This window comes from Marinomonas sp. IMCC 4694 (genome assembly GCF_008122525.1).
Taxonomy (GTDB): domain Bacteria; phylum Pseudomonadota; class Gammaproteobacteria; order Pseudomonadales; family Marinomonadaceae; genus Marinomonas.
The window spans coordinates 2,985,974-3,010,437 of the sequence record NZ_VSRV01000001.1 but is presented as its reverse complement, the minus strand read 5'-3'; the positions used below and the strand labels follow the sequence as shown (position 1 = coordinate 3,010,437).

24 protein-coding genes and 1 other RNA gene are annotated in these 24,464 nt (G+C 45.3%); 14 read left to right on the top strand and 11 right to left on the bottom strand.

The features are described 5' to 3' along the window. The first annotated feature begins 52 nt into the window (after window positions 1–52). From FXV75_RS13740 to FXV75_RS13730, 3 genes are all read left to right on the top strand, one after another. Window positions 53–277 carry a ferrous iron transport protein A gene (locus FXV75_RS13740; protein WP_148834265.1) on the top strand — a complete coding sequence of 75 codons (225 nt, stop codon included), beginning with the start codon at window positions 53–55 and terminating at the stop codon, window positions 275–277. 60 nt (window positions 278–337) lie between these two features. Beyond that, on the top strand, window positions 338–2,443 hold the full coding sequence (gene feoB / locus FXV75_RS13735) for a ferrous iron transport protein B (protein WP_148834263.1): 2,106 nt from the start codon (window positions 338–340) through the stop codon (window positions 2,441–2,443). 377 nt (window positions 2,444–2,820) lie between these two features. After that, window positions 2,821–3,819, top strand: a complete 999-nt coding sequence (locus FXV75_RS13730) for an IS110 family transposase (RefSeq protein ID WP_148831283.1) — start codon at window positions 2,821–2,823, stop codon at window positions 3,817–3,819. Window positions 3,820–3,902: 83 nt separating this feature from the next. On the opposite strand, the gene ssrA is transcribed toward FXV75_RS13730, so the two are convergent. Then, window positions 3,903–4,264, bottom strand: a transfer-messenger RNA (tmRNA) gene (gene ssrA / locus FXV75_RS13725). 64 nt (window positions 4,265–4,328) lie between these two features. Continuing rightward, entirely contained in the window at window positions 4,329–4,805 is a 477-nt protein-coding gene (gene smpB, locus FXV75_RS13720; RefSeq protein WP_148834261.1) for an SsrA-binding protein SmpB, read from the bottom strand. A 182-nt stretch (window positions 4,806–4,987) separates the two neighbouring features. Here smpB and FXV75_RS13715 point away from each other — a divergent pair, with 182 nt between their 5' ends. The 3 genes from FXV75_RS13715 to FXV75_RS13705 are packed head-to-tail and all read left to right on the top strand — an operon-like array spanning window position 4,988 to window position 7,065. After that, complete coding sequence (locus tag FXV75_RS13715; protein WP_148834260.1) at window positions 4,988–6,346, top strand: sodium-dependent transporter; 1,359 nt, start codon at window positions 4,988–4,990, stop codon at window positions 6,344–6,346. 1 nt (window position 6,347) lies between these two features. Beyond that, on the top strand, window positions 6,348–6,779 hold the full coding sequence (locus FXV75_RS13710) for a type II toxin-antitoxin system RatA family toxin (protein WP_148834257.1): 432 nt from the start codon (window positions 6,348–6,350) through the stop codon (window positions 6,777–6,779). A 1-nt stretch (window position 6,780) separates the two neighbouring features. Then, window positions 6,781–7,065 carry an RnfH family protein gene (locus FXV75_RS13705; RefSeq protein WP_148834255.1) on the top strand — a complete coding sequence of 95 codons (285 nt, stop codon included), beginning with the start codon at window positions 6,781–6,783 and terminating at the stop codon, window positions 7,063–7,065. Here FXV75_RS13705 and FXV75_RS13700 read toward each other — a convergent pair. Next, window positions 7,062–7,376: an outer membrane protein assembly factor BamE gene (locus FXV75_RS13700; RefSeq protein ID WP_148834253.1), complete on the bottom strand. Its 315-nt coding sequence runs from the start codon at window positions 7,374–7,376 to the stop codon at window positions 7,062–7,064. The two genes, FXV75_RS13705 and FXV75_RS13700, sit on opposite strands and share 4 nt — an antisense overlap. Window positions 7,377–7,445: 69 nt before the next feature. Between FXV75_RS13700 and fur the strand changes: the two genes are divergently transcribed. Beyond that, window positions 7,446–7,856 carry a ferric iron uptake transcriptional regulator gene (fur, locus tag FXV75_RS13695; protein ID WP_148834251.1) on the top strand — a complete coding sequence of 137 codons (411 nt, stop codon included), beginning with the start codon at window positions 7,446–7,448 and terminating at the stop codon, window positions 7,854–7,856. Between the two features lie 108 nt (window positions 7,857–7,964). On the opposite strand, the gene recN is transcribed toward fur, so the two are convergent. Beyond that, window positions 7,965–9,635 carry a DNA repair protein RecN gene (recN, locus tag FXV75_RS13690; RefSeq protein ID WP_148834249.1) on the bottom strand — a complete coding sequence of 557 codons (1,671 nt, stop codon included), beginning with the start codon at window positions 9,633–9,635 and terminating at the stop codon, window positions 7,965–7,967. Between the two features lie 198 nt (window positions 9,636–9,833). Here recN and FXV75_RS13685 point away from each other — a divergent pair, with 198 nt between their 5' ends. Continuing rightward, complete coding sequence (locus tag FXV75_RS13685; RefSeq protein WP_148834247.1) at window positions 9,834–10,187, top strand: hypothetical protein; 354 nt, start codon at window positions 9,834–9,836, stop codon at window positions 10,185–10,187. Window positions 10,188–10,337: 150 nt separating this feature from the next. Here the strand turns inward: FXV75_RS13685 and FXV75_RS13680 are convergent, their stop codons facing one another. Both FXV75_RS13680 and FXV75_RS13675 read right to left on the bottom strand, forming a co-directional pair. Beyond that, entirely contained in the window at window positions 10,338–11,267 is a 930-nt protein-coding gene (locus tag FXV75_RS13680) for a sensor domain-containing diguanylate cyclase (protein WP_148834245.1), read from the bottom strand. 12 nt (window positions 11,268–11,279) lie between these two features. After that, window positions 11,280–12,092, bottom strand: a complete 813-nt coding sequence (locus FXV75_RS13675) for an alpha/beta fold hydrolase (RefSeq protein WP_148834243.1) — start codon at window positions 12,090–12,092, stop codon at window positions 11,280–11,282. A gap of 397 nt (window positions 12,093–12,489) precedes the next feature. On the opposite strand from FXV75_RS13675, the gene grpE reads away from it, so the two are divergent. From grpE to dnaJ, 3 genes are all read left to right on the top strand, one after another. Beyond that, window positions 12,490–13,068, top strand: a complete 579-nt coding sequence (gene grpE / locus FXV75_RS13670; RefSeq protein ID WP_148834240.1) for a nucleotide exchange factor GrpE — start codon at window positions 12,490–12,492, stop codon at window positions 13,066–13,068. A gap of 101 nt (window positions 13,069–13,169) precedes the next feature. Next, window positions 13,170–15,086: a molecular chaperone DnaK gene (dnaK, locus tag FXV75_RS13665; RefSeq protein ID WP_148834238.1), complete on the top strand. Its 1,917-nt coding sequence runs from the start codon at window positions 13,170–13,172 to the stop codon at window positions 15,084–15,086. Between the two features lie 193 nt (window positions 15,087–15,279). Further along, on the top strand, window positions 15,280–16,422 hold the full coding sequence (gene dnaJ / locus FXV75_RS13660; protein ID WP_148834236.1) for a molecular chaperone DnaJ: 1,143 nt from the start codon (window positions 15,280–15,282) through the stop codon (window positions 16,420–16,422). Window positions 16,423–16,461: 39 nt separating this feature from the next. Here the strand turns inward: dnaJ and FXV75_RS13655 are convergent, their stop codons facing one another. Then, complete coding sequence (locus FXV75_RS13655; RefSeq protein ID WP_148834234.1) at window positions 16,462–17,073, bottom strand: uridine kinase; 612 nt, start codon at window positions 17,071–17,073, stop codon at window positions 16,462–16,464. Between the two features lie 172 nt (window positions 17,074–17,245). On the opposite strand from FXV75_RS13655, the gene FXV75_RS13650 reads away from it, so the two are divergent. The 3 genes from FXV75_RS13650 to FXV75_RS13640 all read left to right on the top strand — a co-directional run bounded on the left by FXV75_RS13650 (window position 17,246) and on the right by FXV75_RS13640 (window position 19,769). Further along, entirely contained in the window at window positions 17,246–17,773 is a 528-nt protein-coding gene (locus FXV75_RS13650; RefSeq protein WP_262368557.1) for a uridine kinase, read from the top strand. Window positions 17,774–17,797: 24 nt separating this feature from the next. Next, the gene (locus tag FXV75_RS13645) at window positions 17,798–18,127 is read left to right on the top strand and encodes a DUF3392 domain-containing protein (RefSeq protein ID WP_148834230.1); all 330 of its coding nucleotides are present in this window, start codon (window positions 17,798–17,800) and stop codon (window positions 18,125–18,127) included. Between the two features lie 262 nt (window positions 18,128–18,389). Beyond that, window positions 18,390–19,769, top strand: a complete 1,380-nt coding sequence (locus FXV75_RS13640; RefSeq protein WP_148834228.1) for a glyceraldehyde-3-phosphate dehydrogenase — start codon at window positions 18,390–18,392, stop codon at window positions 19,767–19,769. A gap of 94 nt (window positions 19,770–19,863) precedes the next feature. Here FXV75_RS13640 and FXV75_RS13635 read toward each other — a convergent pair whose 3' ends face one another. The 4 genes from FXV75_RS13635 to FXV75_RS13620 all read right to left on the bottom strand — a co-directional run bounded on the left by FXV75_RS13635 (window position 19,864) and on the right by FXV75_RS13620 (window position 24,369). Beyond that, window positions 19,864–20,634: a TSUP family transporter gene (locus FXV75_RS13635; RefSeq protein ID WP_148834226.1), complete on the bottom strand. Its 771-nt coding sequence runs from the start codon at window positions 20,632–20,634 to the stop codon at window positions 19,864–19,866. Between the two features lie 141 nt (window positions 20,635–20,775). Beyond that, a complete protein-coding gene (glpD, locus tag FXV75_RS13630; protein WP_148834224.1) occupies window positions 20,776–22,266 on the bottom strand; it encodes a glycerol-3-phosphate dehydrogenase in 1,491 nt (496 codons plus the stop codon). A 184-nt stretch (window positions 22,267–22,450) separates the two neighbouring features. Then, window positions 22,451–23,221, bottom strand: a complete 771-nt coding sequence (locus FXV75_RS13625) for a DeoR/GlpR family transcriptional regulator (protein WP_148834222.1) — start codon at window positions 23,219–23,221, stop codon at window positions 22,451–22,453. 170 nt (window positions 23,222–23,391) lie between these two features. Continuing rightward, entirely contained in the window at window positions 23,392–24,369 is a 978-nt protein-coding gene (locus tag FXV75_RS13620; RefSeq protein WP_148830718.1) for an IS5 family transposase, read from the bottom strand. Window positions 24,370–24,464 lie beyond the last annotated feature (95 nt).

Genomic DNA, 24,464 nt, shown 5'->3' with positions numbered 1-24,464 from the left:
AACCCTGTTTATAGAAGTGATAATTGTTATTAAGTCCGTTATTGGAGGGAATATGGTTCTGTCTGAATTGGTAAAAGGCCACATCGCGACGATTCGCCAGGTATCTCATCCTCAAGCGGACATGCAGCAACAATTGCTAGCACTGGGCTTTGACCCGGGCGAAACCATACAGTTAATGACAAGAGCGCCATTCGGTCGGTCTTTGCAAGTAAAAGTCGGCGCGACCTTGGTCGCGATTCACTCCGATGATGCCAACCATGTTTACCTTTGTGATTAATCTACGCGAACGACGCGTTGGCTTTTGGGCCACTTGTTTTTATTTGAGATAGCCGTATTTATGACCTTCCATATCGCTTTAGTGGGAAATCCCAACACAGGAAAAACCACGTTATTTAATAAGTTAGCTGGCACACGCCAAAAAGTCGGTAATTGGGCCGGCGTCACTGTGGATTGCAAAACCGGCTTTTTCAACAGCGTCGACACGGTTAACGGAACCAACACTCGCGTGGACATGACAGATTTACCCGGTATTTACAGCCTAGACAATCAAACCGGTGGCATGGATGAAGTGATCGCGCGGCGCTTTTTAACGCAAGACGATTACGATGTGATTGTGAACGTGGTAGACGCGACCAACCTCAAGCGTAATTTAAAACTCACTCAAGAGCTGGTTGCGTTGGGTCGTCCCATTGTGATCGTGCTAACCATGACGGATTTGGCGCGCAAGCTGAATATCATGCCGGATATAGACGTGCTGTCGAAGAACATTGGTGTGCCTATTGTGGATGGTCACCCATTGTCCGTTGCGGATTTACAAGGTCAGTTGTTAGGGCATGTTCAAGCGTTACCAAGCGTTTTGGATACCATATTACAAGGCGATAAATCGATAAAACATCCCGTACCAAGTCTTTCTACATGGTTGAACAATGTGGTGACTGGGCGCGCGCAAGCCAATAATTTCACCGATAAGATTGATCGTATTGTGCTGCATCCTTGGTTGGGTATTCCTATTTTCTTGTTGGCGATGTACGCCATGTTTGCGGTCGCCATTGGCGTCGGGACCTTGTTCATCGACCCGATTGATCAGTTTGCGGGCTATTGGTTTGTGGTTTTCCCGAGTCATTGGATGGCGCAATTGGGCGCTCCAGAATGGTTGATTGTGATTTTTGCGAACGGTTTGGGCGGCGGCGTGCAGCTGGTGGCCAGCTTTATTCCCGTGATTGGCTTTTTGTACCTCTGTTTGAGCGTGTTGGAAGACAGCGGTTACATGGCACGGGCGGCGTTTATTGTTGATCGCATCATGTCGTCGATCGGCTTGCCAGGTCAGGCGTTTATACCCTTATTGCTGGGCTTTGGCTGCAATGTTCCATCGATCATGGCGACACGCAGTTTAACCAACGTGCGACAACGCATGCTCACTATGGCGATGGCGCCCTTTATGTCCTGTGGTGCGCGATTGGCGGTGTACGTGATGTTTGTGTCGGTATTCTTTCGAGAAAACGGCGGTGTATTGGTGTTTGGCCTGTATTTACTGGGCATCGTGATGGCCGTAGGTACGGCGTGGATTTTCAGAAAGCAATTGTTTCGTCATGCTCGTGTGAGCGTCTTGATGGAAATGCCCCATTATCATCGACCACGCTGGAGTAACGTGGGCTTGTCCAGCTGGCATAAGGTACGTGGCTTTATTGTGCGCGCTGGCAAAACCATCATTTTGGTGTCGGCTGTGTTGACCATATTGAATGCTGTGCCGTCTTGGCAATCGACTGAAGAAGGCGGTAAACCTTCGGCCTTGGCAGAAATCGGGCAAGTCATTACGCCGATGTTTGCTCCGATTGGCATGGGAGACGACAACTGGCCCGCGGCCGTCGGCGTGTTTACGGGCATTTTGGCGAAAGAAGCCGTTGTCGGCACCATGGATACACTTTATTCGGGCATTACTCGAGATGGGTCGAATACGATGACATCGAGCGACATCGAATACGAATCGCCGATTAGCAACCTTATTGGTTCGCTGTCTTTGCTTGGCTCAAACCTTGCTGGCGTGGTTACTACCTTAACCGACCCGCTCGGACTCACTAGCGTGTCAGACGCCAAAAGCCAAGTCATCGCCCCAGGAAACAGCAACATGGTTGCTCTGTTTGAGGGCTGGAAAGGCGCGTTTTCGTATTTGGTGTTTGTTCTACTTTACACTCCGTGCGCCGCGACCATCGGCGCCTTAATGAAAGAAGGCGGCTTACTGTGGACCAGTGTTATCGTCGCTTGGAGTACCTCGGTGGCTTACGTGACCGCGGTATTTAGCTTTCAACTATTAACCTTCACCGACCACCCTTTTAGCGCTAGCGTAACCATGGGTCTTGCAGCTCTTTGGTTGATTTTCTTTATTATCGGCCTCAAAGTCTGGGTGAAGCCGCGTATTGAAAGCAACATAATTGCCGTTGGATAGTTACTATAGGACCTTTTATTTTGACTCTGTATCATGATGTTGGTCAAAGAAATTTGCCTGTAAAATAACGGCTTAAGGCGTGAAATACGAAAATTCAGACAAAAAAAGGAAGCCGTTCTGGCTTCCTTTTTTATTTGACCTTGTATGATGATCTTAATGGCTATTGAGGTGTATTCTTTAGTTATTATCGGGAGGCCGTGCCGACCTTGAGGCAGTTTACTGACCTCGTTTGTAGAGTGGCCCCCGCCTCATTTACTCATCTCGAAGAGTATCAAGAAGCACCCAAAGGTGACTTCGTATTACAAGGTTGAGTGGTAAAAAGTACGAGGTCAGGGACCGGTAATTATTATCTAACTAAATTAACGAGTACGCAAACCATGAGTACATTTGTAGGTATTGATATCGCGGCAAAAACCGTTGATCTTGTCGTACGTCAGAATGATAAAAATAGTTCCGTAAAAACGTTTCAACAAACACCTGGCGGTAGAGCAACACTGATCGAATTCTTACAAAAGCATCATCCGAAATTGATCGTAATGGAGGCCACAGGGATCTATTATTTAGATTTAGCCGTTGCCCTTCATGATGCCAAAATATCTATTAGTGTGATTAATCCCAAGAGCTTTAATCACTTTGCTCAGATGAAGTTAGCGCACAGTAAAACAGATAGTATTGACGCTGCCTTGCTGGCGGAATATGCACAACGCATGACACCTGAAAAGTGGACACCTCCTCATAAAGACAAACTAAAATTACGAGATATATCAAGACAAATCAATCGTTTAACAGGTGACTGTACTAAAGCAAAAAACCGCTTACATGCCATGACATCTTATGAAGGAACGTCTTGCGTAGTTATTCTTGATGAGCAAGAGGGTATTGCATCTTTAGAAAATCGTATTCAGCGTTTGCGTACGGCTGCTCTAGAAATGATTAAAAGCGATGCTGAAATAGTGCAGCAATTTAATAATATTCTAGCGGCTAAGGGCATTGGAGAAGTCTCGGCTATTGCCATGCTAGGAGAGCTGATTATTTTACCAGAAACACTTAAGGCCAATCAGGTGAGTCGATACGCTGGTTTAGATGTACGGCTTAACCAATCTGGTAGCAGCCTCAACCGTCCAGGCAGGCTGAGTAAAGCGGGTAACACTTATCTACGCTGTGCGCTATTTATGCCAGCGATGTCAGCTGTTCGTCATGACCCAAACGCAAAGGCGTTTTACCAAGCGTTAATCGCGCGAGGTAAGAAAAAGATCCAAGCTATGTGTGCCGTAATGCGCAAAATGCTGACTGGAGTCTGGGCGTGTTTTAAATCAAACACGCCTTTTGATTCATCAAAATTATTCAGTGAGGAACATAAAAAAGCTTGCGCTTAAACAGAGTATCTACAAACAGTTTATCGTTTGTGTGTCGACTTCATTTTAAAAAGTGCAAACCCTTTTAAAATCAAGCCTTTAATTGGTGGAGGCGGGGGGGGTCGAACCCCCGTCCGTCAGTCCTCTGCCATCGGCTCTACATGCATAGTCACTTCTATTATTTGACCACGAACCGCCCGAAGGACAGGGTGTTAATGGCGAGCCTACTTAATCTTAGAACCTTATCCCTAGGCGGGGCATCAGTTAGCATCTCGTAATTTATGATACTGCAGAATCTCTGGCTACAAGCAACCTGAGGGCAGCACACTAGCAGCGGTTTAGGCTGCTAAAGCGTAGTTTTCGTCGTTTGCGACTATAAAATTGATGCGGGGGATTTACGAGATCACGCATCACTCTCGACATGCACCTTTGGGTTTGTAACCGACGTCGAAACCATGTCGCCCCCAAAAAGCGTTGCCAGTCTAACGTAAACTTATTCTTTACGCTAGAGCTAACCTTTAAATGCTTTGTTAGGCGTGTTTCATTAAACGTTCTTTGTCTCGTGACCAATCTCGGTCGCGTTCCGTATCACGTTTATCGTGTTCTTTTTTACCCGTTACCAGGGCAACTTCACATTTGATTTTGTTGGCTTTCCAGTACAGTGCCATGGCGGCACACGTTTTGCCTTTTTGTTCTGTCACTTGGATGATGCGTTCGAGTTCTTTGCGGTTAAGCAAAAGCTTGCGTTGACGCATGGGTTCACAAACAACATGGGTAGAAGCGCTGAGTAATGGCGTGATACGCGCGCCAACAAGCCAGGCTTCGTTTTGGTGGATGATAACGAAGGCGTCAACGAGTTGAGCTTTGCCTTCGCGTAGACTTTTTACTTCCCAACCAGATAAAACCAGTCCGGCTTCGAACTTCTGGTCGACAAAGTAGTCGTATTTTGCACGTTTATTAAGCGCTATTGTGCCTGTGCTGCTGGATTTTTTCTTTACTTTACTCATAGTTAGAAATTATACGGTCGATAGTGGTAAAAACCTATGCTTTTCTTGAGGTATGGGGCCGAATGTTAGAAAATTCATAGTCACGAATGTACTTTATTTTGATAGGTGTTGCTTATGTGTTGGCCACGTTTGCGTTTTATTCCTATCCTTAAACACTTGTTGTGTATTTAGAGCCTAAATTTATGCCTGAAAGTCGATGTTTACAAGGTATCTGGTCAAGTCCATGGATATTTATTTTTGCTGCAAGTGGATCTGCGGTGGGTTTAGGAAATATTTGGAAGTTTCCCTATGTACTAGGCCAAAATGGCGGTGGTGCTTTCTTGCTAGTGTATTGCCTCTGTCTGCTATTAGTAGGCCTGCCTGTGTTGATGGCAGAGGTCGCTCTGGGTCGCACAGTGCGGTCCAATCCCATTGATACCGTGAATGATTTAAGTGAACGGCATATTCTACATTCTGGGTGGGTGTTTGTACCTTGGCTAGCAGGTGTGACGGGCTTTTTGATTTTGACCTTTTATAGCGTTATTGCAGGCTGGTCTTTGGCTTATTTAGACCGTGCGGTGTCGGGCGAATTTGTGGGCATTACACAAGAAGCGGCTTACCGTATGTTCGACACGCTACTGGCAACGCCAGCCGAGATGCTGTTGTGGCACACGATTTTTATGGCGTTGGTCATATTGACGGTGGGGCAGTCTGTTACGCGAGGTCTTTCGGCCGTGGTTAAAATTTTGTTGCCCGTATTAGTGGTGACTTTAATATTGCTTGCGTCTTATTCTATGCTAATTGGTAATAGCGCCGAAGCGTTGAACTTTATGTTTCGTTGGTCGTGGCAAGACGTAAGTTTTGATGTGATTTTGGCCGCGGTTGGTCTTGCGTTGTTCAGTTTAAGTGTCGGAATGGGGGCCATGTTTGCTTATGGGGCTTACATGAGCAAACGCATGTCGATCGCCCGAGCTTGTACTATTGTAGTTGGGGTGGATTTGTTGGTCGCGATTCTGGCCGGTTTGGTGATTTTTCCCTTAGTTTTTTCATTCAATATCGATGTAGAGGCCGGACCCAGTTTGACCTTTGTGTCTTTGCCTATCATTTTTGGTAATTTGTTAGGCGGTCAGTTTTTTGCAGGAGTGTTTTTTGTGTTGCTGGTTGTGGCGGCTCTTACTTCAGCTATTTCTATGTTGGAATTGTTTGTCGCTTGGTTGCATGAAAGATTCTCTATGACGCGTTTAAAAGCCGCGGTTTTCATGGGGATTGCCGTGTGGTTTGTGGGAATTGCCGTCTTGCTGTCATTCAATCACTGGGACAATAAACTTTTGCTTGGGTTAAATGTGTTTGAGTTGTTAGACAGTATGACGTCTTTGGTGCTCTTGCCTGTCGGCGCTATTTTATTATCGATTATGGTGGCGTGGTTTATTCCTCATTCTATGTTGCAGAATGAGATGATCACAAAACAAGCAAATCATTTTCAATGGTGGTATAAAACACTGAAATTCATCAGTATTCCAGCAATGGTTGTGATTACCCTTGCTGGTTGGATAGGAGGGTAGTTTGAGCCATATAGAACGCTTTGCTCATGTGAATTACAGCTGTGAGCAAATGTATGCTTTAGTGAATGATGTGGATGGTTACCCTGAATTTTTGCCAGGTTGTATAAGCTCTACTTTGGTGTCAAGAACGCCTACAGAGCTTGTGGCCTCTCTGGAGGTTGGTAAAGGGCCGGTGCGCCAGTCGTTTACGACAAGAAATTTTTTACAGGATTACAGTCGAATCGAAATGACCTTAGTAAAAGGACCGTTTAAAAGTCTACATGGGATTTGGACCTTTACCGAGTTGTCTCCAACCAGCTGTAAGATCATGTTAAATATCGAATTTGAATTAAGCGGTATGCTGAAATTCGCTTTTGGTGGTGTGTTCAGCCAGATAGCGAATACCATGGTTGATTCTTTTAGTAAGCGCGCAAAAGTAGTGTACGGTGAGTAATATGAGAGTAGAAGTGGCTTACGCCTTACCTGAAAAGCAAAAAATCATTGTGTTAGAGGTGGAAGAACATTGCACCGTTCGTGATGCGGTTCGTCAGTCCAATATTAGCGTGTTTTTTCCTGACGTTGACCCTGAGACGGTAAAGGTGGGTATTTTTGGTAAAGCGATACGTAATCCAGAAGAACACGTTTTAAAAGAAGGTGAGCGAGTCGAGCTGTATCGCGAATTACAAGTTGACCCCAAGCAAGCTAGGGCCAACCGCGCAGCAAAAGCGTCAAAGGCTTAGTTGTTTTTGATGTCAACTAACGTGCCATTACTGAAAATAAGTACAAGATCCTTGGCTTCACTTTGCTTGGTATCGGGTGTCGCATATCGAGTAGTGTACAGGTAGTGCCATTCATTTGGTTTGAAGGTATCTTTTAGCATAGGATTGCCCAGTAGGTAAGTGACCTGAGATTCAGACATACCAACCTGTAGCTGAGTTAATTGTTCCTTGGTGATAAGGTTTCCTTGTGTGACAGGAACCTTGTAAGGTGGTGGAAATAAACTGCATGCGCTGATTGAAAGGGCGCATAGTATTAAAACTGATTTTTTCATTTGTATTATCCTTACTCTGGTGTGCTAATGATAAAGTAATTATCAACAAGATCGAATAGAGAATGACTCATGACTAGCGAAAATCAAGAGCTAAAGAAAGCGGGACTCAAGGTAACCTTGCCAAGAGTAAAAATTTTACAAATTCTTGAAGGTGCTGGCGACCGTCATATGAGTGCCGATGATGTCTATCGTACCTTGTTAGATCAAGGGGAAGATGTAGGTTTGGCCACAGTTTATCGAGTGCTTACTCAATTTGAAACCGCTAGCTTGGTGCAGCGACATCACTTTGAAGCCGGTACAGCGGTGTTCGAGTTGGCAAAGGGCGACCATCATGATCATATGATTTGCCTTGATACAGGTAAGGTTATTGAATTTGTCGATCCTATTATTGAAAAGCGTCAGCATGAGATTGCTGAAGAGCATGGTTTTGAGATTGAAGATCACAGTTTGATTCTTTACGTTCGCCCAAAGAAAAAATAAACAGCTTTCGATTTAACCCATAAAAAAGGCGTGAACGTTACTGTTCACGCCTTTTTTATGGTTGTCGTTTTGATCAGAAAACATCGTTATTTTCTGACGTTGTGAGTGTTATTGAAGCTGAACATTGCCTAGCATTTCTCGTGCATGGGCAAGGGTTTGTTCGGTGAGCTCTAATCCCCCCAATAAACGTGCGATTTCTTGTGTGCGATCTTGGTCTTTTAGTTGTTCAACTTGAGACGAGGTTGCTTCATCTGCAACTAACTTACTAACACGCAAATGCTGGTTTCCTTGGGCGGCGACTTGAGCCAGATGGGTCACACAGAACACTTGACCGCGGTTGCCCACTGAACGCAACATGCGTCCAACGACTTCAGCCGTGCCACCACTGATGCCCACATCGACCTCATCAAACACTAAGGTAGGAATGATCGAAGTGTGTGCCGTGACAACTTGAATGCCTAAGCTAATACGGGATAATTCTCCGCCGGAGGCGACTTTACGCAGCGGCTGAGCCGGTTGGCCCGGGTTAGAGGCTATCATGTATTCCACATCTTCAAAGCCATGTGCGGTTACTTGATTGAGCGGCTGACATTGAATAAAGAAACGCGCATGAGGCATGCCTAATCCGTGTATTTGCTCTTCGACTTTTTGTGCCAAGTCATCTTTGGCCATAATCCGCTTTTCCGTTAATGCGGTAGCCAGTGCGGTGAGTTGTTCGTAAGCCTGCTCTTCTTTTTCTTTTAAAACATCAATACTTTCCTCGCTGCCTTTTAGACTTTCTAATTCGGCTTCGACACCTTCTCTTAGGGACAAAAGTCCTTCTGGAAGCGTACGGTGCTTGCGCGCTGTGTCGTAAATGTCAGACAGCCGCTGTTCAATGTCAGTAAGACGTTCTGGGTCTTGTTCTAAGGTATCTTGATAATGGTGTAAGCTGTCAGCGGCTTCTTGGGCTTGAATGAGCGCCGCGTTCATCATTTCTAGGGCTTCTTCTAGGGCTTTTGTTGCTGGGCGGATTTGGCTGGCGCTGCTAATGGCCTGATGCAGTTGTGAACATACATTGCCTTCGTCGCTGTCGACTAAAATACCACTGGCTTGATAGGCCTTACATTGAGAATCGGCGATGTTGGATAAAAACGCCTGTTCGTTTTCGAGGGCTTCTATCTCGCCTTCTTTGAGGTCGAGCTGTTGCAATTCTTGTGCTTGATAAGACAGCAACTGAATTTTCGCGTCTTGCTCAGAAGATCGGTTTTGTTGGGCAGACAAGGCTTCTTTGAGTTGACGCCACGTTGTGTACTGTGAACTGACACGTTTACTGAGATCCGTTAGCTGCCCATAAGCATCGAGCTGTTGGCGCTGGGCGTTCTTTTTTAAAAGCGACTGGTGTTCGTGTTGCCCATGAATGTCGACCAGTTGACTGCCAACGTCTTTTAAATCGCTGAGTGTACAAGGGCGACCATTTATATAAGCCTTGGAGCGGCCTTCTTTGCTGATAACACGGCGTAAAATGCAATGCTGTTCGTGTTCTAAATCTCTATTTTCTAGCCATTTGTGTACGTGTGGATACTGTTGAATGTCGAAGCTGGCGCTGATGTCAGCTTTTTTTTGCCCGTGCCTGACAACGGCGGCATCGGTACGATCCCCAAGGCATAATGACAAAGCGTCTACCATGATGGATTTTCCAGCCCCAGTTTCCCCTGAAATGACAGTCATGCCTTTTTTGAATTCTAGCTCAAGGGATTCAACAATAGCAAAGTTGGCAATGGCGATGCTGGTCAGCATATAAAGCTCCAAAAAAAGAGTCTGTTTACACAGTGGTATTTTACGGATAATTCACATGTTAGCTGGTTATTCATACAGTAACTGGTTATTTATACAGTAATTGTTGGTTTTTTGGCAAGCCTTGTTAGCGATTTTTTGTATTATGGACGTTTAGATGAGGGCTAAAATCTACTCCACACAATATTGTACGGTACAGGCATGCATAATATTGTATTGCCCATGAAACTATCCGTTTGGGCGAAAAAAGTATTCGTTACCGAGCGGCATGGAATCAGTGTCACAATGGTACTTTTCCTCTGCCTGCGCGGAAGCTACCTACTGGGACCATTAGGTGTGGATTTAAACGCGGACCATCTTGCGATTGTCGAAACGGATCTTCACGGCAATCCAGTGAACCGATCCAGAATCGACAGGGTGACTTACGGAAAAACCAAAGAACAACGAAAAGCGGTTATTGGTATGGGGTCAAAAAGCCCATCATTTTTTCGACTAAAACAAATAAGCCGATTGTCACAGAAAAACTGGATTTTAAAAGAAAGAAAACGCAGCTGAAAGCAATCCAGTACTCACCATTAAGTCGGTGTGAATTGTGATATTAGGACCGTCGTAAGACCGCCCTTAGGGGGAGGTATTTAGCGATATACAGAGTAGGGAATGCTGTTTGTCCGACAATAGGAATATTTTTCTATGTTTTAGGAACGGTTATGCACTAGTAAATATCTCTGTCCTGTCGCGGCCACGTTCTTTTGCTTGGTACATCGCGCCGTCTGCTTGAGTGAACAGAGCTTCGAATGTCATACCAGGTGTTAAGGTGCTCACTCCTATGCTGGCTTTTAAAGGAGCACCGCCAACAACAATGTCAGCCATTGAGCGATGTAAGCGGTTGCAAAACGATAGCGCATCAGCTTCGGTGATATTGGTAAGCAAAATCAAAAATTCTTCGCCGCCAAAACGAGAAACAAGGCCCATCTTTTCCATGTTATTTTGCTGCTCTATTGATTTTTTGAGTAAGGTGCCAAGCGCCATTAACACTCTATCACCTTCTAAATGACCATAAGAATCATTGATTTTTTTAAAATGATCGATGTCCAGCAACAATAAAGTGACTGTTTGCCCCTGTGATGCGGCTTTTTCAATCGCGTGGGCACTTTTGTGTTTCATTTCCCTTCTGTTTAGCAACCCCGTGAGGTCGTCAAGGGAGGCCAGTATATTCACTTTCTCTAATGCTTCGGTCAGTTTTTCACGGGCTTTTATCAGTTCGTCGTAGAGCTGGTCTCGTTTTGATGAATTAAAAAAACTCCAGTATATACAGCCGTTTTCTTTAACGGTTGCGTTTACTGTAATGGGGATCCTTTTGCCATTAGCGTTAAAAATAGTGAGTTGCATTTCTTCGCACATTCTCTCATGTGAAAGCGTAGGGACAATGTAGCTCTGAAAAAAAATACTGGAGGGCTTTGTAAACAATACATCAAGGTTTTTACCAATAATATCCGTTGTTTGCCATAATAACTCGGTTGTGAAGTACGCGTTTACATAGATAATCGTCCTAGATGCGTTGGTTATTAAGGCCCCATTTGGGAACCTGTCAGCAGAGTGATGGGTGGCATGCCTTACAGAATTATGGTCTGTCATAATATGGTTGTGTCACTGTGGTTGCGCGTAATTCAAAATGGAGCCAATTATTTTGTCAGAATGTGTCATGTGTAAGCAATGGCCATCAGCCGATATGATTTCTAATGAGCTATTCGGAATTTCGTTGGCAACAAATTCACCAACCGATATCGCGGCCAACGCATCGTTGCGACTTTGAAATACGAGTGAAGGTTGCTGGATGTTTTTAAGCAAATCTCGATGGTCAGACAAAAAAGTCGCTGCAGCAAAGTTCTTCGCAATAATGGGGTCTGTGGAGCAAAAACTACCGGACAGTTCTCCTACTAATTCATCAGAATGAGCGTTTCCAATAACAAGAGGCGCCAAATAATTCGCCCAGCCAATGTAATTTTTATCCATTAGATTTAACAGTTCTAAAAGATCTTCTTCCTCAAACCCACCCCGATAATCGGGAGGGATGTTTAAGAAACAAGGAGACGGACACACCATAACAAGCTTGGCAATAAGCGACGGTTGTTTGGTGGCTACAATGCCACCGATAATGCTGCTAACAGAATGCCCGATAAAGATCGCCTTAGTCAGTTCCAGTGCGTGGCATATTTCAATAACATCGTCCGCGTAACCCTCGAGATTTTGATAACGTTGAGGGCTGTATTGAGAAATGTCTGATGCGCCAGAACCCACATAATCAAACAGCACAACTGTAAAATGTTTGCTTAATTCTGGGGTTAAAAAACGCCACATATTTTGATCACAGCCAAATCCATGAGCAAGAATAAGCGTTGTTTCACCGGAGCCAATTATATTGACATTATTTCTGATAAGAATCTTGTTTGGGCTTAGCACAGCATCACTTCCTTATTCTGTTAATGGTGATTTTGATCATCGTCGGTGTAACCGGTTTCGAGAAAAAGAGGGCTTTTAAACGGCTATGCTTACATTTTAGTGTGGTCACAATAGCACTATTACCTTCTTTTATAGTAGGACGCTTTTCTTAGATTGGCTGAATAATTCACGTTTTAATGAAATTGAACTTAGAAAATGGTTCAGCGATCTGCTTTTGGCTACTTTATTTCGCCTCTCAAAGCACGCTAAAAACAACTTTTTTGTTGTGTTGAGTTGACGGGGTTGCTCTGTGTATTTAATCCACAAATTTAATGCGTCTACAGTGTTGAAAGGTTAAAAGCTGACCCCATATACCCAGCACAAGCAAAGAATTGTTTCTGTAATTTGGAGTTAAATAATGAGTGAGCAGCAAAAAAATCCTAATGTAGACACGGAGCACGATGTGAAAAGCGACATGCAAAACGACGCCGTCGAAGAAATTTTAGAGCCTGCTGAAGGTATTCTAGAAGAGGCGATTGAAAACGACGAATTGGCGAAAGCATTAGAAGAAGTGGCTCAATATAAAGAAGCCGCATTGCGTGCTCATGCCGACGCTCAAAACGTGCGTCGTCGTGCTGAACAAGACGTCGAGAAGGCACACAAGTTTGGTTTGGAAAAATTCGCCAAATCCATCGTTAACGTCGCCGATAACCTTGAGCGCGCCTTGGCCTCTGCTCCGGCTACAGGCGAAGCCGATTCAGTCCGTGAAGGGGTTGAATTAACGTTGAAAGATTTGCTTGAAACGCTCGCGCGTTTCGATGTGCTTGTCGTTGATCCACATGGCGAACCGTTCAATCCAGAATTGCATCAAGCCATTACGATGGTGCCTAACCCAGCACTAGAAGCCAACACTGTTATGGACGTTGTGCAGAAGGGTTACACCCTAAGTGGTCGCTTACTTCGTCCTGCTATGGTTGTGGTTTCAAGCGCGGCTTAAAAATACTGTCATTTTTTTGACACTGGACGCTTGAAAAAATTTTAAGCGTACCCAAATACAGAATTATCATTGAACAAACGAATTTATTGGAGATACAAACCATGGGTAGAATCATTGGTATTGACTTAGGCACAACGAACTCTTGTGTTGCTGTATTAGATGGCGAAAAAGCTCGCGTAATTGAAAATGCGGAAGGCGATCGTACCACCCCTTCTATTGTTGCTTTTACGGAAGACGGTGAGGTCTTGGTCGGTCAATCGGCTAAGCGCCAAGCGGTTACTAACCCGACTAATACCTTGTATGCGGTTAAGCGTTTGATCGGTCGTAAATTTAAAGACGACGTTGTTCAAAAAGACATCTCTATGGTGCCTTATAAAATCATTGCAGCAGACAACGGCGATGCTTGGGTAGAAGTGAAGGGCGACAAAAAAGCGCCACCACAAATTTCGGCTGAAGTATTGAAAAAAATGAAGAAGACAGCGGAAGATTACCTAGGTGAGAAAGTCACCGAAGCGGTTATCACAGTGCCTGCTTACTTCAACGACTCTCAGCGTCAAGCCACGAAAGATGCGGGTAAAATTGCCGGTCTTGAAGTAAAGCGTATCATCAACGAGCCAACAGCGGCGGCGTTGGCGTACGGTCTTGATAAGAGTGCTGGCGATTCTACGATCGCGGTATACGACCTTGGTGGTGGTACATTCGATATCTCTATCATCGAAATCGCTGACGTAGATGGTGAGAAGCAATTCGAAGTATTGTCTACCAACGGTGACACTTTCCTAGGTGGTGAAGATTTTGATATGCGCGTTATCGAATTCCTAGCGTCTGAATTCAAAAAATCGTCTGGCATTGATCTGCACAACGATCCGTTGGCACTACAGCGTTTGAAAGAAGCGGGTGAAAAAGCCAAAGTTGAATTGTCTACTTCTTCTCAAACTGAAGTGAACTTGCCTTACATCACAGCAGATGCTTCTGGCCCTAAACACTTGAACGTGAAATTGACACGCTCTAAATTGGAATCTTTGGTTGAAGAGCTTGTGTTGAAATCGCTTGAGCCTTGCCGTCAAGCACTAAAAGACGCTGAGCTTTCCGCTTCTGATATCAACGAAGTTATCTTGGTGGGTGGTCAGACTCGTATGCCGCTTGTGCAAGCGAAAGTCACCGAGTTCTTCGGTAAAGAGCCACGTAAAGACGTAAACCCAGACGAAGCGGTTGCGATCGGCGCGTCTATCCAAGGTGCGGTATTGTCTGGCGATGTAAAAGACGTATTGCTTCTAGACGTAACCCCTCTGTCTCTAGGTATCGAGACAATGGGTGGCGTTATGACGGCTTTGATCGAGAAAAACACCACGATTCCTACTAAGAAATCGCAAACGTTCTCAACGGCTGACGACAACCAAAATGCGGTAACGATTCACGCCCTACAAGGTGAGCGTAAGCAAGCATCGCAGAACAAATCACTGGGTCGTTTCGACTTGGCTGACATTCCACCCGCTCCACGTGGTGTGCCACAAATCGAAGTAAGCTTCGACATCGATGCCAACGGTATCTTGAGCGTATCGGCGAAAGACAAAGCGACAGGCAAAGAACAGTCTATCGTGATCAAGTCTTCTTCTGGTTTGAGCGATGAAGAAGTCGAAAAAATGGTTCAAGACGCGGAAGCCAACGCGGAAGAAGATCGTAAGTTCGAAGAGCTTGTACAAGTTCGCAACACGGCTGATGGCATGATCCACGCGACGCGCAAAACACTGGTTGATGCGGGCGATAAAGCAACAGAAGAAGAGAAAACAGCGATTGAAACAGCGATTACTGAGCTTGAAGAAGCGCTAACGTCTAACGACAAAGAGAAGATCGAAGAGAAAACCAATGCGTTGACTCAAGCATCAGGCTCTTTGGCTCAAAAGATGTATGCTAATGCCGATGCTGGCGCACAAGCGACAGCCGGTGACGCAGCGAGTCAGAAGCAAGACGACGCAGTAGACGCTGAGTTTGAAGAAGTCAAAGACGACAAAAAATAAGCGTTAAACCTTATTTCATAGCCCTTTAGTTGGGGCTGTTTACAGAAAGCACGGTTTAGCACCGTGCTTTGCTGTTTACAAATTTTCATAATGAATACGTTAGTTATCCAGATTTATAAGTTCAGATTTATACGTTCAGATTTATAAATTTAGACATTTTCAATGTAGATCTTTTAATTCAGGAATGCCTGCGATGAGCAAAAGAGACTATTACGACGTTCTTGGTGTTGCCAAAGACGCGGATAAGAAAGACATTAAAAAAGCTTATCGTTCTTTAGCGAATAAGTACCATCCAGACAAAAATCCAGACAATCCAGAAGCCCTAGAAAAGTTCAAAGAATTGGCGGAAGCCTATGAAATTCTATCTTCTGAAGATAAGCGCGCGGCGTATGACCGATTTGGTCACGAGGGCGTAAACGGTCAAGGTGGCGGCGGTTACGGCGGCGGAGCCGGAGCTGGCGGCTTTAGCGACATCTTTGGTGATGTGTTTGGCGATATTTTTGGCGGTGGCGGCGGTGGCGGCGGTGGCGGTCAAAGTCGTACCCGTCGCGGTTCAGATTTACGTTACACACTGGAACTCGACCTTGAGCAAGCGGTTTGGGGATGCGACGAAAAAATTCGTATACCAACATTAGTCGGTTGTAAAACCTGCGATGGCTCTGGTGCAAAAAAAGGTTCTTCACCAAAGACGTGTGGTACCTGTGGTGGCGCGGGTCAAGTGCGTATGTCACAAGGCTTCTTTTCCGTTCAACAGGCGTGTCCAGAGTGCCATGGTCAAGGCAAAGTGATTTCTGATCCGTGTAATGATTGTCATGGTCAAGGTCGTACGCAAGAATACAAAACCTTGAGTGTGAAAATCCCTGCCGGTGTGGATACGGGTGATCGTATCCGTCTCACAGGTGAAGGCGAAGCTGGAACTCATGGCGGCCCATCGGGTGACTTGTTCGTTCAAGTATCGGTGAAACCTCATGCGATATTTGAGCGCGATGGGGCAAACTTGTACTGCGAAGTGCCAATCAGCTTTACGACAGCCGCATTAGGTGGCGAAATTGACGTACCAACTCTTGATGGTCGTGTGCGCTTAAAAGTCACCGCGGAATGCCAATCGGGTAAATTGTTCCGTTTGCGTAACAAAGGCGTTAAGCCTGTGCGTGGTGGTCCAGTGGGCGATTTGATTTGTAAGGCAGTGGTGGAAACGCCGGTGAATTTGACGTCTCGTCAAAAAGCCTTGTTCACTGAATTGGCAGAAAGTATGGGGGAAGGTACGGATCATTCTCCCAAGCAGAAAAGCTGGTTTGATGGCGTAAAGCGTTTTTTTGATGATATCAAAAAGTAACGCGGGTTGATTTTACGACAGTAAAACACAGAAAGGCGCTTATTTAGCGCCTTTTTCTTTGAGTAAATAATCAATGTGATTGCGCAACAAGTTAGCGGCATTGGTGAAGCTTTTGTTGTTAGGGATAATAAAGTCCGCTTTGCTGCGAATATCAATGGTTTTCAGTGCTGCTTGACGCACATGACGCATATAGCGGCTGGTCACTTCGTTCACATCGCGGCCACGCTCTGCAATGTCGCGTTTTAATCGTCGCACTACTGCAATGTCCATGTCGGTATCCACGTACAGCAAGTAATCCACTGCGTCACGAATGCCCGCGTCTTGGAACATCATATGCCCTTCTACTAACACCACGTGCGTGGCGGCGAGGTTACGATAGCCAACACGCTTGTGTTGAGAATGATCATATACAGGGATCTCGTTAGGTTGTTGGCGGTTTTTGCAGTTGTGTATTGCCAATGTCAAACTTTCAAGGTCCAGGGAGCTTAAATCATCGAAGTTGTACACGTCGGGGTCGATACTGCCGCAGCCATTATAAAAGCTGTCCTGACACAATATGGTGATCTTATCGTCTTGGCCTTCCGCCAAAAGAGAGCATAGGCGGCTTTTTCCACTGCCCGATACGCCCGTAATGCCAATTACAAGAGCCATTGTTTACCTCGATTAATAATAATTTAATACTTCTTTCATCTATGAAGAAGAGAATAGGATATTATATATCAGGTTTGACTCATTTTGCCTGTCAAACCGAATGCTAAAACGCCAAAGGAACGAGTGAATGCCAAGAGTGGGTTTTGTATTATTTGTAATGACCGTACTGTGTATGATAACGATTGTAAAAGCGGAAACCTTGAGGAAGCCGCACTCTTATCACGCGGCCGAGTTGTTTGGGTTGCCATTAAATAATTTAATGTTGTCGAGTTTAGAAAAACAGATGACCGACATGGGAATGAGCCATTACCCCTCTTATAAAGAAGGTATAACAAATTATAGCTTGGGAAATGAGGGTATTTTAGGCGTGACGAATGCCGAAATTTATTCAAGCAAAGCGGGTTATGTTCGTGAGGCTCTCTTGTCTGGTGTGGTTCAAAGTATGGAAAAGCGTCGCGCTGTAGGTAAGTTATTAGAAGGCAAATACGGTACACCTACTCAGGGTCATTTAAACGAGGGTATCGGTCGTTCAACATGGCGCTTCACCGATGGTACTGTGATTGAGCTGCAGAACACCACGTATTACGTGTCTATAAAGTACGCAAACCAGCCGCCAGAAGTCGTCAAAAATAAGCCTCATTCTGGTAGAATAGACGTTCAGGCCTTAGCCAAAAAAACAGGTCGGATCTCTCCCCTATAAACCGTTTCTTAATGATATTTTGCTATGTTTCTATTGGATTTAAACTTGCGCCTTGCCCATGTCATTCAGCCCTATGTCAATGATATTTCCTTGGCATTAGTCGCGACGTGTTTGGTGGTGTATGGTGACAAGGTAAATGGTTACCTTAAAAAAGTCGTCTCTTCTTGGGTGTTTATTGCACGTGTCGTGGCGTTTATTTTGATGTGTACGTTTGGCTATGGTCTACTAACCTTGTGGAGTCAGCCGTTAGTTTATTGGGGTATTATGCGGGTTGATCTTGTCTATCGCCCGTTGCTCATTTTTGGATCCTTTTGTTTTTTGGGTATTTTAGCGGAAAGAAAGCGTCACTTATAAAATAATTCATGAAAGTTATTATCTGTTTTGGTTGTCTAATTACCACATAATGCAGTGGCAACAGCCAGCGCTGCATTTCATTCTATCGATTTGTAGTAAAGTTTCTAACCATCTCGTTTTATCTTGTTATTTCCATAAAAAAAGACCCTAAACGCCCGATTTAAAAGGTTTTTTGTAGTCTTCTTACAATTTGTTTTTGTCCTGATCTGTCGCTAAACTGCGCACACATTGATACAACAGAGTCTTTTTTCGGGGGCAGGAAATGACAAACACGTGGTTACAGGCACTTTCACAAGCAGAATCGATGATTCCACTTTTAGGCAGACTGGGTCGTGAAAAAGCGGTTAAAGTTCAGTTGGCAGGCAACACCTTAATGGCGGATTCTGTGACAGGTCTGATGGCGGCGTTTGATAAACACCCAGAATTAGATCTTGCCCAAGTCTATCAAATGTTAGAGCGCGTGTTGGCCAGTGATACCACTCATTCAGTGGTTGAATTAGAGTCATTAATCGCTGAAGCAGATGTAGAGTCTGTTTTGGCGGCACACGCTAATGACGGCTCAGAAACGCCCGTTGTATTGTACGGATTTGGCCGCATTGGCCGCTTATTGGCGCGTCGCATGTGTGCGTTAGGGCATACCACGCCGGGGATGTCATTGGCCGCGATTGTGGTGCGTAAAGCCTGTGATAACGATTTAGCAAAACGCGCGAGCTTGCTCAAATACGATTCTGTACATGGCATTTACGATGGACTCGTGAAAGTGGATGACGCAAATCAATCCCTTATCATTAACGGCTTGCCAGTAAAAGTGATCTATGCGGCTGACCCTGCAGAAGTAGATTATCAAGCTCATGGCATCAATAACGCCTTGCTGGTAGACAATACAGGTCGCTGGCGCGATCATGAAGGTTTGAGTGTGCACTTGAATCGTCCTGGTATTGAACGTGTTGTCTTGACGGCACCAGGTAAGCAAATGAAAAACGTGGTCTTTGGCGTGAATGACGCTGACCTAATAGACAGCGACAGCATTGTTTCTGCCGCGTCGTGCACAACAAACGCCATCGCTCCGATCTTGTCTGTTTTAGAAGCGAAATACGGCATTGAATCCGGCCATGTTGAAACCGTACATGCTTACACCAATGACCAGAACTTGATTGATAACATTCATAAAGGCGATCGCCGCGGCCGTGCGGCTGGCATGAACATGGTGATGACGGAAACGGGCGCAGCGAAAGCGGTATCCAAAGCGATTCCTTCCCTAGAAGGTAAGTTGAGTGGCAGTGCGATTCGAGTGCCTGTGATCAATGTTTCCATTGCGGTATTGAGTTTGAATCTGACTTCTGCGGCGTCCGTTGAAGACATTAACGCCTTGTTACGCAAAGCGTCAAACAGCGCGGAGTTGACGGGTCAAATTGGTTACAGCGAGGAAGCGGATGCGGTGAGTTCAGATTTTATTGGTGCTGAGCAAGCGGGTATTTTGGATGCTTTGTCTACAAAAGTGCGCGGCAATCAAGCCACATTGTATGTTTGGTACGACAACGAATACGGCTACAGCTGTCAGGTTGTTCGCTTGATGGAAAAGTTGACTCAATCCAATGTTAATAATGCCGAGCAACGAGAAGAAAAAGCCAAAGCCGCTTAATGATAAGGTTTCAATAACCAGTAAATTGCTGTTTGTTTATAAATGGTGACCTTGGGTCACCATTTTTTTGATGCTTTTTTAAGGCCGTTAAGCCTTAGGCTTGGAACAGTAATTTCATGGAAATGGCCAAGCACATGATAATCACCATAGGGCGAATTAAAGCGACGCCTTTTGTAATGACCAAACGAGAGCCTATTTGCGCGCCAACCCATTGACCTATTCCCATGACAATGCCCAACACCCACATAATGTGACCACTAAAAATGAATACCGCTAACGACGCTACGTTGCTGGTTGCGTTGAGAACTTTGGTGTGGGCGGTGGCCGACACCACGGTTAACCCCATCAAACATAAATACGCCGTAGAAAAAAAGGCCCCCGTTCCTGGGCCAATTAGGCCATCATAAAAGCCAATCGTCGTGCCGATAATGACCGCAAACTGCACATGAGTGAGTGAAAAACGGCTGGCAATATAAGGCTGGACCTTAGGCAAAAAGAAAAAGAAAATAGCCACAGCGATGAGGATAATAGGCACGGCTTTTAGTAATAATCCGCTGTCTAAATAAGACACCAATAGCGTGCCCGCCACGGCCCCCAATGCCGTCATTAGTATGGGCAGTCGCATATCAGCCAGCTTTACTTGCCCTTTTTTAACAAAGTGATACGAGGCTGAAACCGTTCCAGCGCACCCTTGTAGTTTGTTGGTAGCCAGCGCTTCCGCCGGTGATAAGCCCGCCGCCAATAATACCGGCACGGTAATTAATCCGCCCCCTCCTGCAATCGCATCAATCACGCCAGCCAAAAAAGCCGCACCAAACAGCGCCGCGTACACCCACATGGGGAGATCAAAAAAAATAACGTCCATTGCGTGTGAGTTCCTGTATTAATAGCGAGGGTAGACGAGCGTTTAATAGGGTGTCAGTAAAGCAAAAAAAACTCGCCCAAACAATCATCTAGGCAAGCTTTCGAGAGCATTTTCGTTTATCGTGTTGTTAAGTTGACCTTATCATCCGCGTTGGGTGGTGAGGTATGCGTCTAACGCGTTCACTTGCTCAGGGGTGAATTCAAGGCCCAATTTAGTCCGACGCCACAGTATATCGTCGGCGCAATAAGCCCATTCGTGAGCGATTAAATAATCCACTTCGACTTGATACAACTGATGGCCGAAATGTTGGCCAAGATCGGCAGCGGTACGGGTCTGCTTTAAAAACGTGTGCGTTAAGGTGCCGTAGCTGTTGGCAAAACGGCGGGCCAAAGGTGCACCAATAAAGGGGTAGTCCTGTTGTAGTTTCATGGCAAACGACGCCAATGACATTCCCAAATCCCCTCCGGGTAAGGGTTTGCTGTGTGTCCATGGCTCGCCTAAGGTGCCAAAGTAAGGCGCAAGCTTGTTCATGGCCGACAGCGCCAGTTTGCGATAAGTCGTAATCTTGCCACCAAAAATGCTTAATAGTGGTGCTTGATTATTTTGATCTTCTAGGTGCAATGTATAATCGCGTGTGACCGCGGAGGGGTCGGAAGATTCGTCTTCTAATAGCGGGCGAACCCCAGAGTAGCTCCATACGACATCGGCAGGAGAAAGTGTTTTTTTAAAGTGATCATTCGCGACGTTTAAAATGTAGCGTGTTTCTTCTTCATTGATTGCCACCTTGTTTGGGTCGCCCTTGTACTCCACATCTGTGGTACCGAGTAAGGTATAATCGTCACGATATGGAATGGCAAACACGATACGCTTATCCACATTCTGCATAATAAATGCATTCGCGTGTTGATACAGTTTTGGTACAACAATGTGGCTGCCTTTAATCATACGAATACCATAGGGTGCTTTTTTCTCTAGCTTGGTTTCAATAAACGTGGATACCCAAGGTCCAGCCGCGTTGACCAAAGCGTTAGCCGTTACTTCGTATGTGTCTTTGTTTTGTTGGTTTTCCAATACAATATGCCACTTGTTTGCCACGCGTTTGGCAGAAATGCAGCGAGTGCGGGCAAAAACAGACGCCCCATTTTGTTGGGCGCTCATGGCGTTGATGACCACCAGTCTGGCGTCATCTACCCAGCAGTCTGAATATTCAAAGCCTTGTGTGATATCGGCTTTTAATGGACTGTCTGAGCCGTATTTTACACCGTTAGACCCTTGTAGCGTTTCTCTTTTCCCCAGTGTGTCATATAAAAACAGCCCTATACGAATAAGCCACGCAGGGCGTAAATGCGGCCTATGGGGCATTTGAAAGCGCATGGGCGTGACCAAATGCGGCGCAACCCTTAACAGTACTTCGCGCTCGTTTAACGCTTCTTTCACCAAACGAAACTCATAATGCTCAAGATAGCGAAGCCCGCCGTGAATTAACTTGCTGCTGGAGGAAGAGGTGGCATGAGCCAGGTCGCCCATTTCACATAATCCAACATTAAGGCCACGGCCTGCGGCATCCGCCGCAATTCCGGTACCGTTGATGCCGCCGCCAACAACAAATACATCAAAATGGGGGTGATTCATACTGAGCCTCATGAATAAAATGCAATGCAATTATGTTCGAAAGTGAACATTTAGGTTCGATAATAAACCTCTCGACTCAAAATGACAATATTGATTGGGGAAGTTTTGATGACAATTTGAACAGACGAGCAACGCGAAACAAGGCAACTCAGTGTTTTCTAGCTGGGAACTTGGTAACCGAGTGCTATTTAGGCGTACAGAGTTCTAATCGAACTTTGTGTTCTTTCATCAGATTGGTAATGGCCTTGGGGGGGTGTTCGTCGGTAAATAAGCGATCAACTTGCGTAATGTTGCCTAATCGAACGACGGCGTTACGGCCAAATTTGCCACTGTCTGCCGCCAAAAAGACGGTACGGGAATTGGAAATAATGCTCTGTGCCACTCGGACTTCCTGATAGTCATAATCCAGTAATGAGCCGTCGTTGGGGTCAATACCACTGATGCCAATAATGCCAAAATCGACTCGAAATTGATTGATAAAATCTATGGTCGCTTCTCCCATAACGCCGCCGTCTCTGGCGCGAACCGTGCCACCCGCGATGATCACAGTAAAGTCTTCTTTTACGCTCAAAATGGCGGCCACATTGAGGTTGTTAGTAATGACCTGAAGGCCATGATGGTTAAGGAGCGCTCGCGCTACGGTCTCTGTGGTGGTGCCGATGTTAATGAATAATGAGGCATTATTAGGGATTTCAGCGGCAATACGTTTCGCAATGTGTTCTTTGGCGGCGAGTTGTAAAATCTGCCGAGTGGCGTAGGCGACGTTTGTGGTACTGGAGTCGTAACTGGCGCCACCGTGGTGTCGGCGAATCTGATCTGCTTTTGCCAACTCATTGATGTCGCGTCGAATGGTCTGAGGTGTCACGGCAAATTGGCTCGCCAATTCGTCAATCGTGACGTAGCCTTTTTCTTTTACGATGGCGACAATTTTGTCTTGGCGAGTAAGTTGGCCCATATTGAGACCTTTGCATGAGCAGTCGATCTAGCCATATTGCTTGCCAAAGGTCTTTTATAAAAAATTCAATCAACGTCTTTATAGAAAACGGTCAACATCGTTAAAAATCAGTGCTCTTTAACTCATAAAAATGCCCACATAGTCCACTTGGACGGACTTTACTTGCTATCTCAGCATTCTCGTTGGATACGAAACGCCCGTTTTAGGTTGTAAGCCATACAAATTAAACTCACCCTAGCCTGATTGCGAGCCCGTCCTAGATAACGCGCTTTACCTAACCCATAGTGCAATTTCATTATCCCAAAGACATGCTCTACACGGGAACGAATACTGGAAAAATAACGGTTTTGCTTTTCTTGATCCTCGTTAAGAGGTCTATTACGATAAGCTCGATGGATAATGCATTCTTTGACCTTTTTTTGCTTCAATAACCTGCTGTGCTGGGCACTTTTGTACGCACTGTCTGCATACACTTCCCGCTCATGACCAGTGAGTATCGATTCAAATGGAATCGAATCGTGAACATTGCCTGCCGTGAGCATGACTTCTTTGACAAAACCATCCTCATCCACATTTGTATGGGCCTTAAAACCATAGGTGGTTTTACGTTTTCCATCGCTGCTTTGCTTAACGCTATAGCCTGCTTCTGGGTCTTGCGTGTTTTTACCCTCAGCATTCTTACGAGGACGAGCATTCTTCGCTTCTATCACGCTGGCATCTATGATGCTTATCTCACCTTGTTTGATGATCAGACTTTGTTCGGCTAACTGGGCATTGATCTCGGTCATCGCTGCGTCTAGTAATCCGTTTTTCTCTAGCAGATTACGGAAACGCCAAATTGTACTGTGGTCGGGAACGCCTTGATCTAGGCCGACACCGACAAACCGGCGAAATAATAAGTCGCGAGCCAGTGCTTTTTCCAGCGCTGGGTCACTTAGGTTGTGCCATGATTGCAATAACAAAGCTTTAAACATCATCAACGGAGGCCAAGCGCGTTCACCTTTTGTACGGTTGTGAATGTCACAGAATAATCGCTCAATGCAGGACCAATTCAACAAGTCATGAATCTCGTCAAATTCTTCAATAAACCGATTCGATGCTTGCAGCGCATCGGCAAAGCTCTGTTGTTTTAACTCTTTCCACGCCATTTTTTGATTGCTCTTCTTTGCTTTTGGTTATTATCTCATAGGATCGAAGGGGATTATTCGTGCAAAGGTCTCATATTGTTTTTTACTCCTAAAAA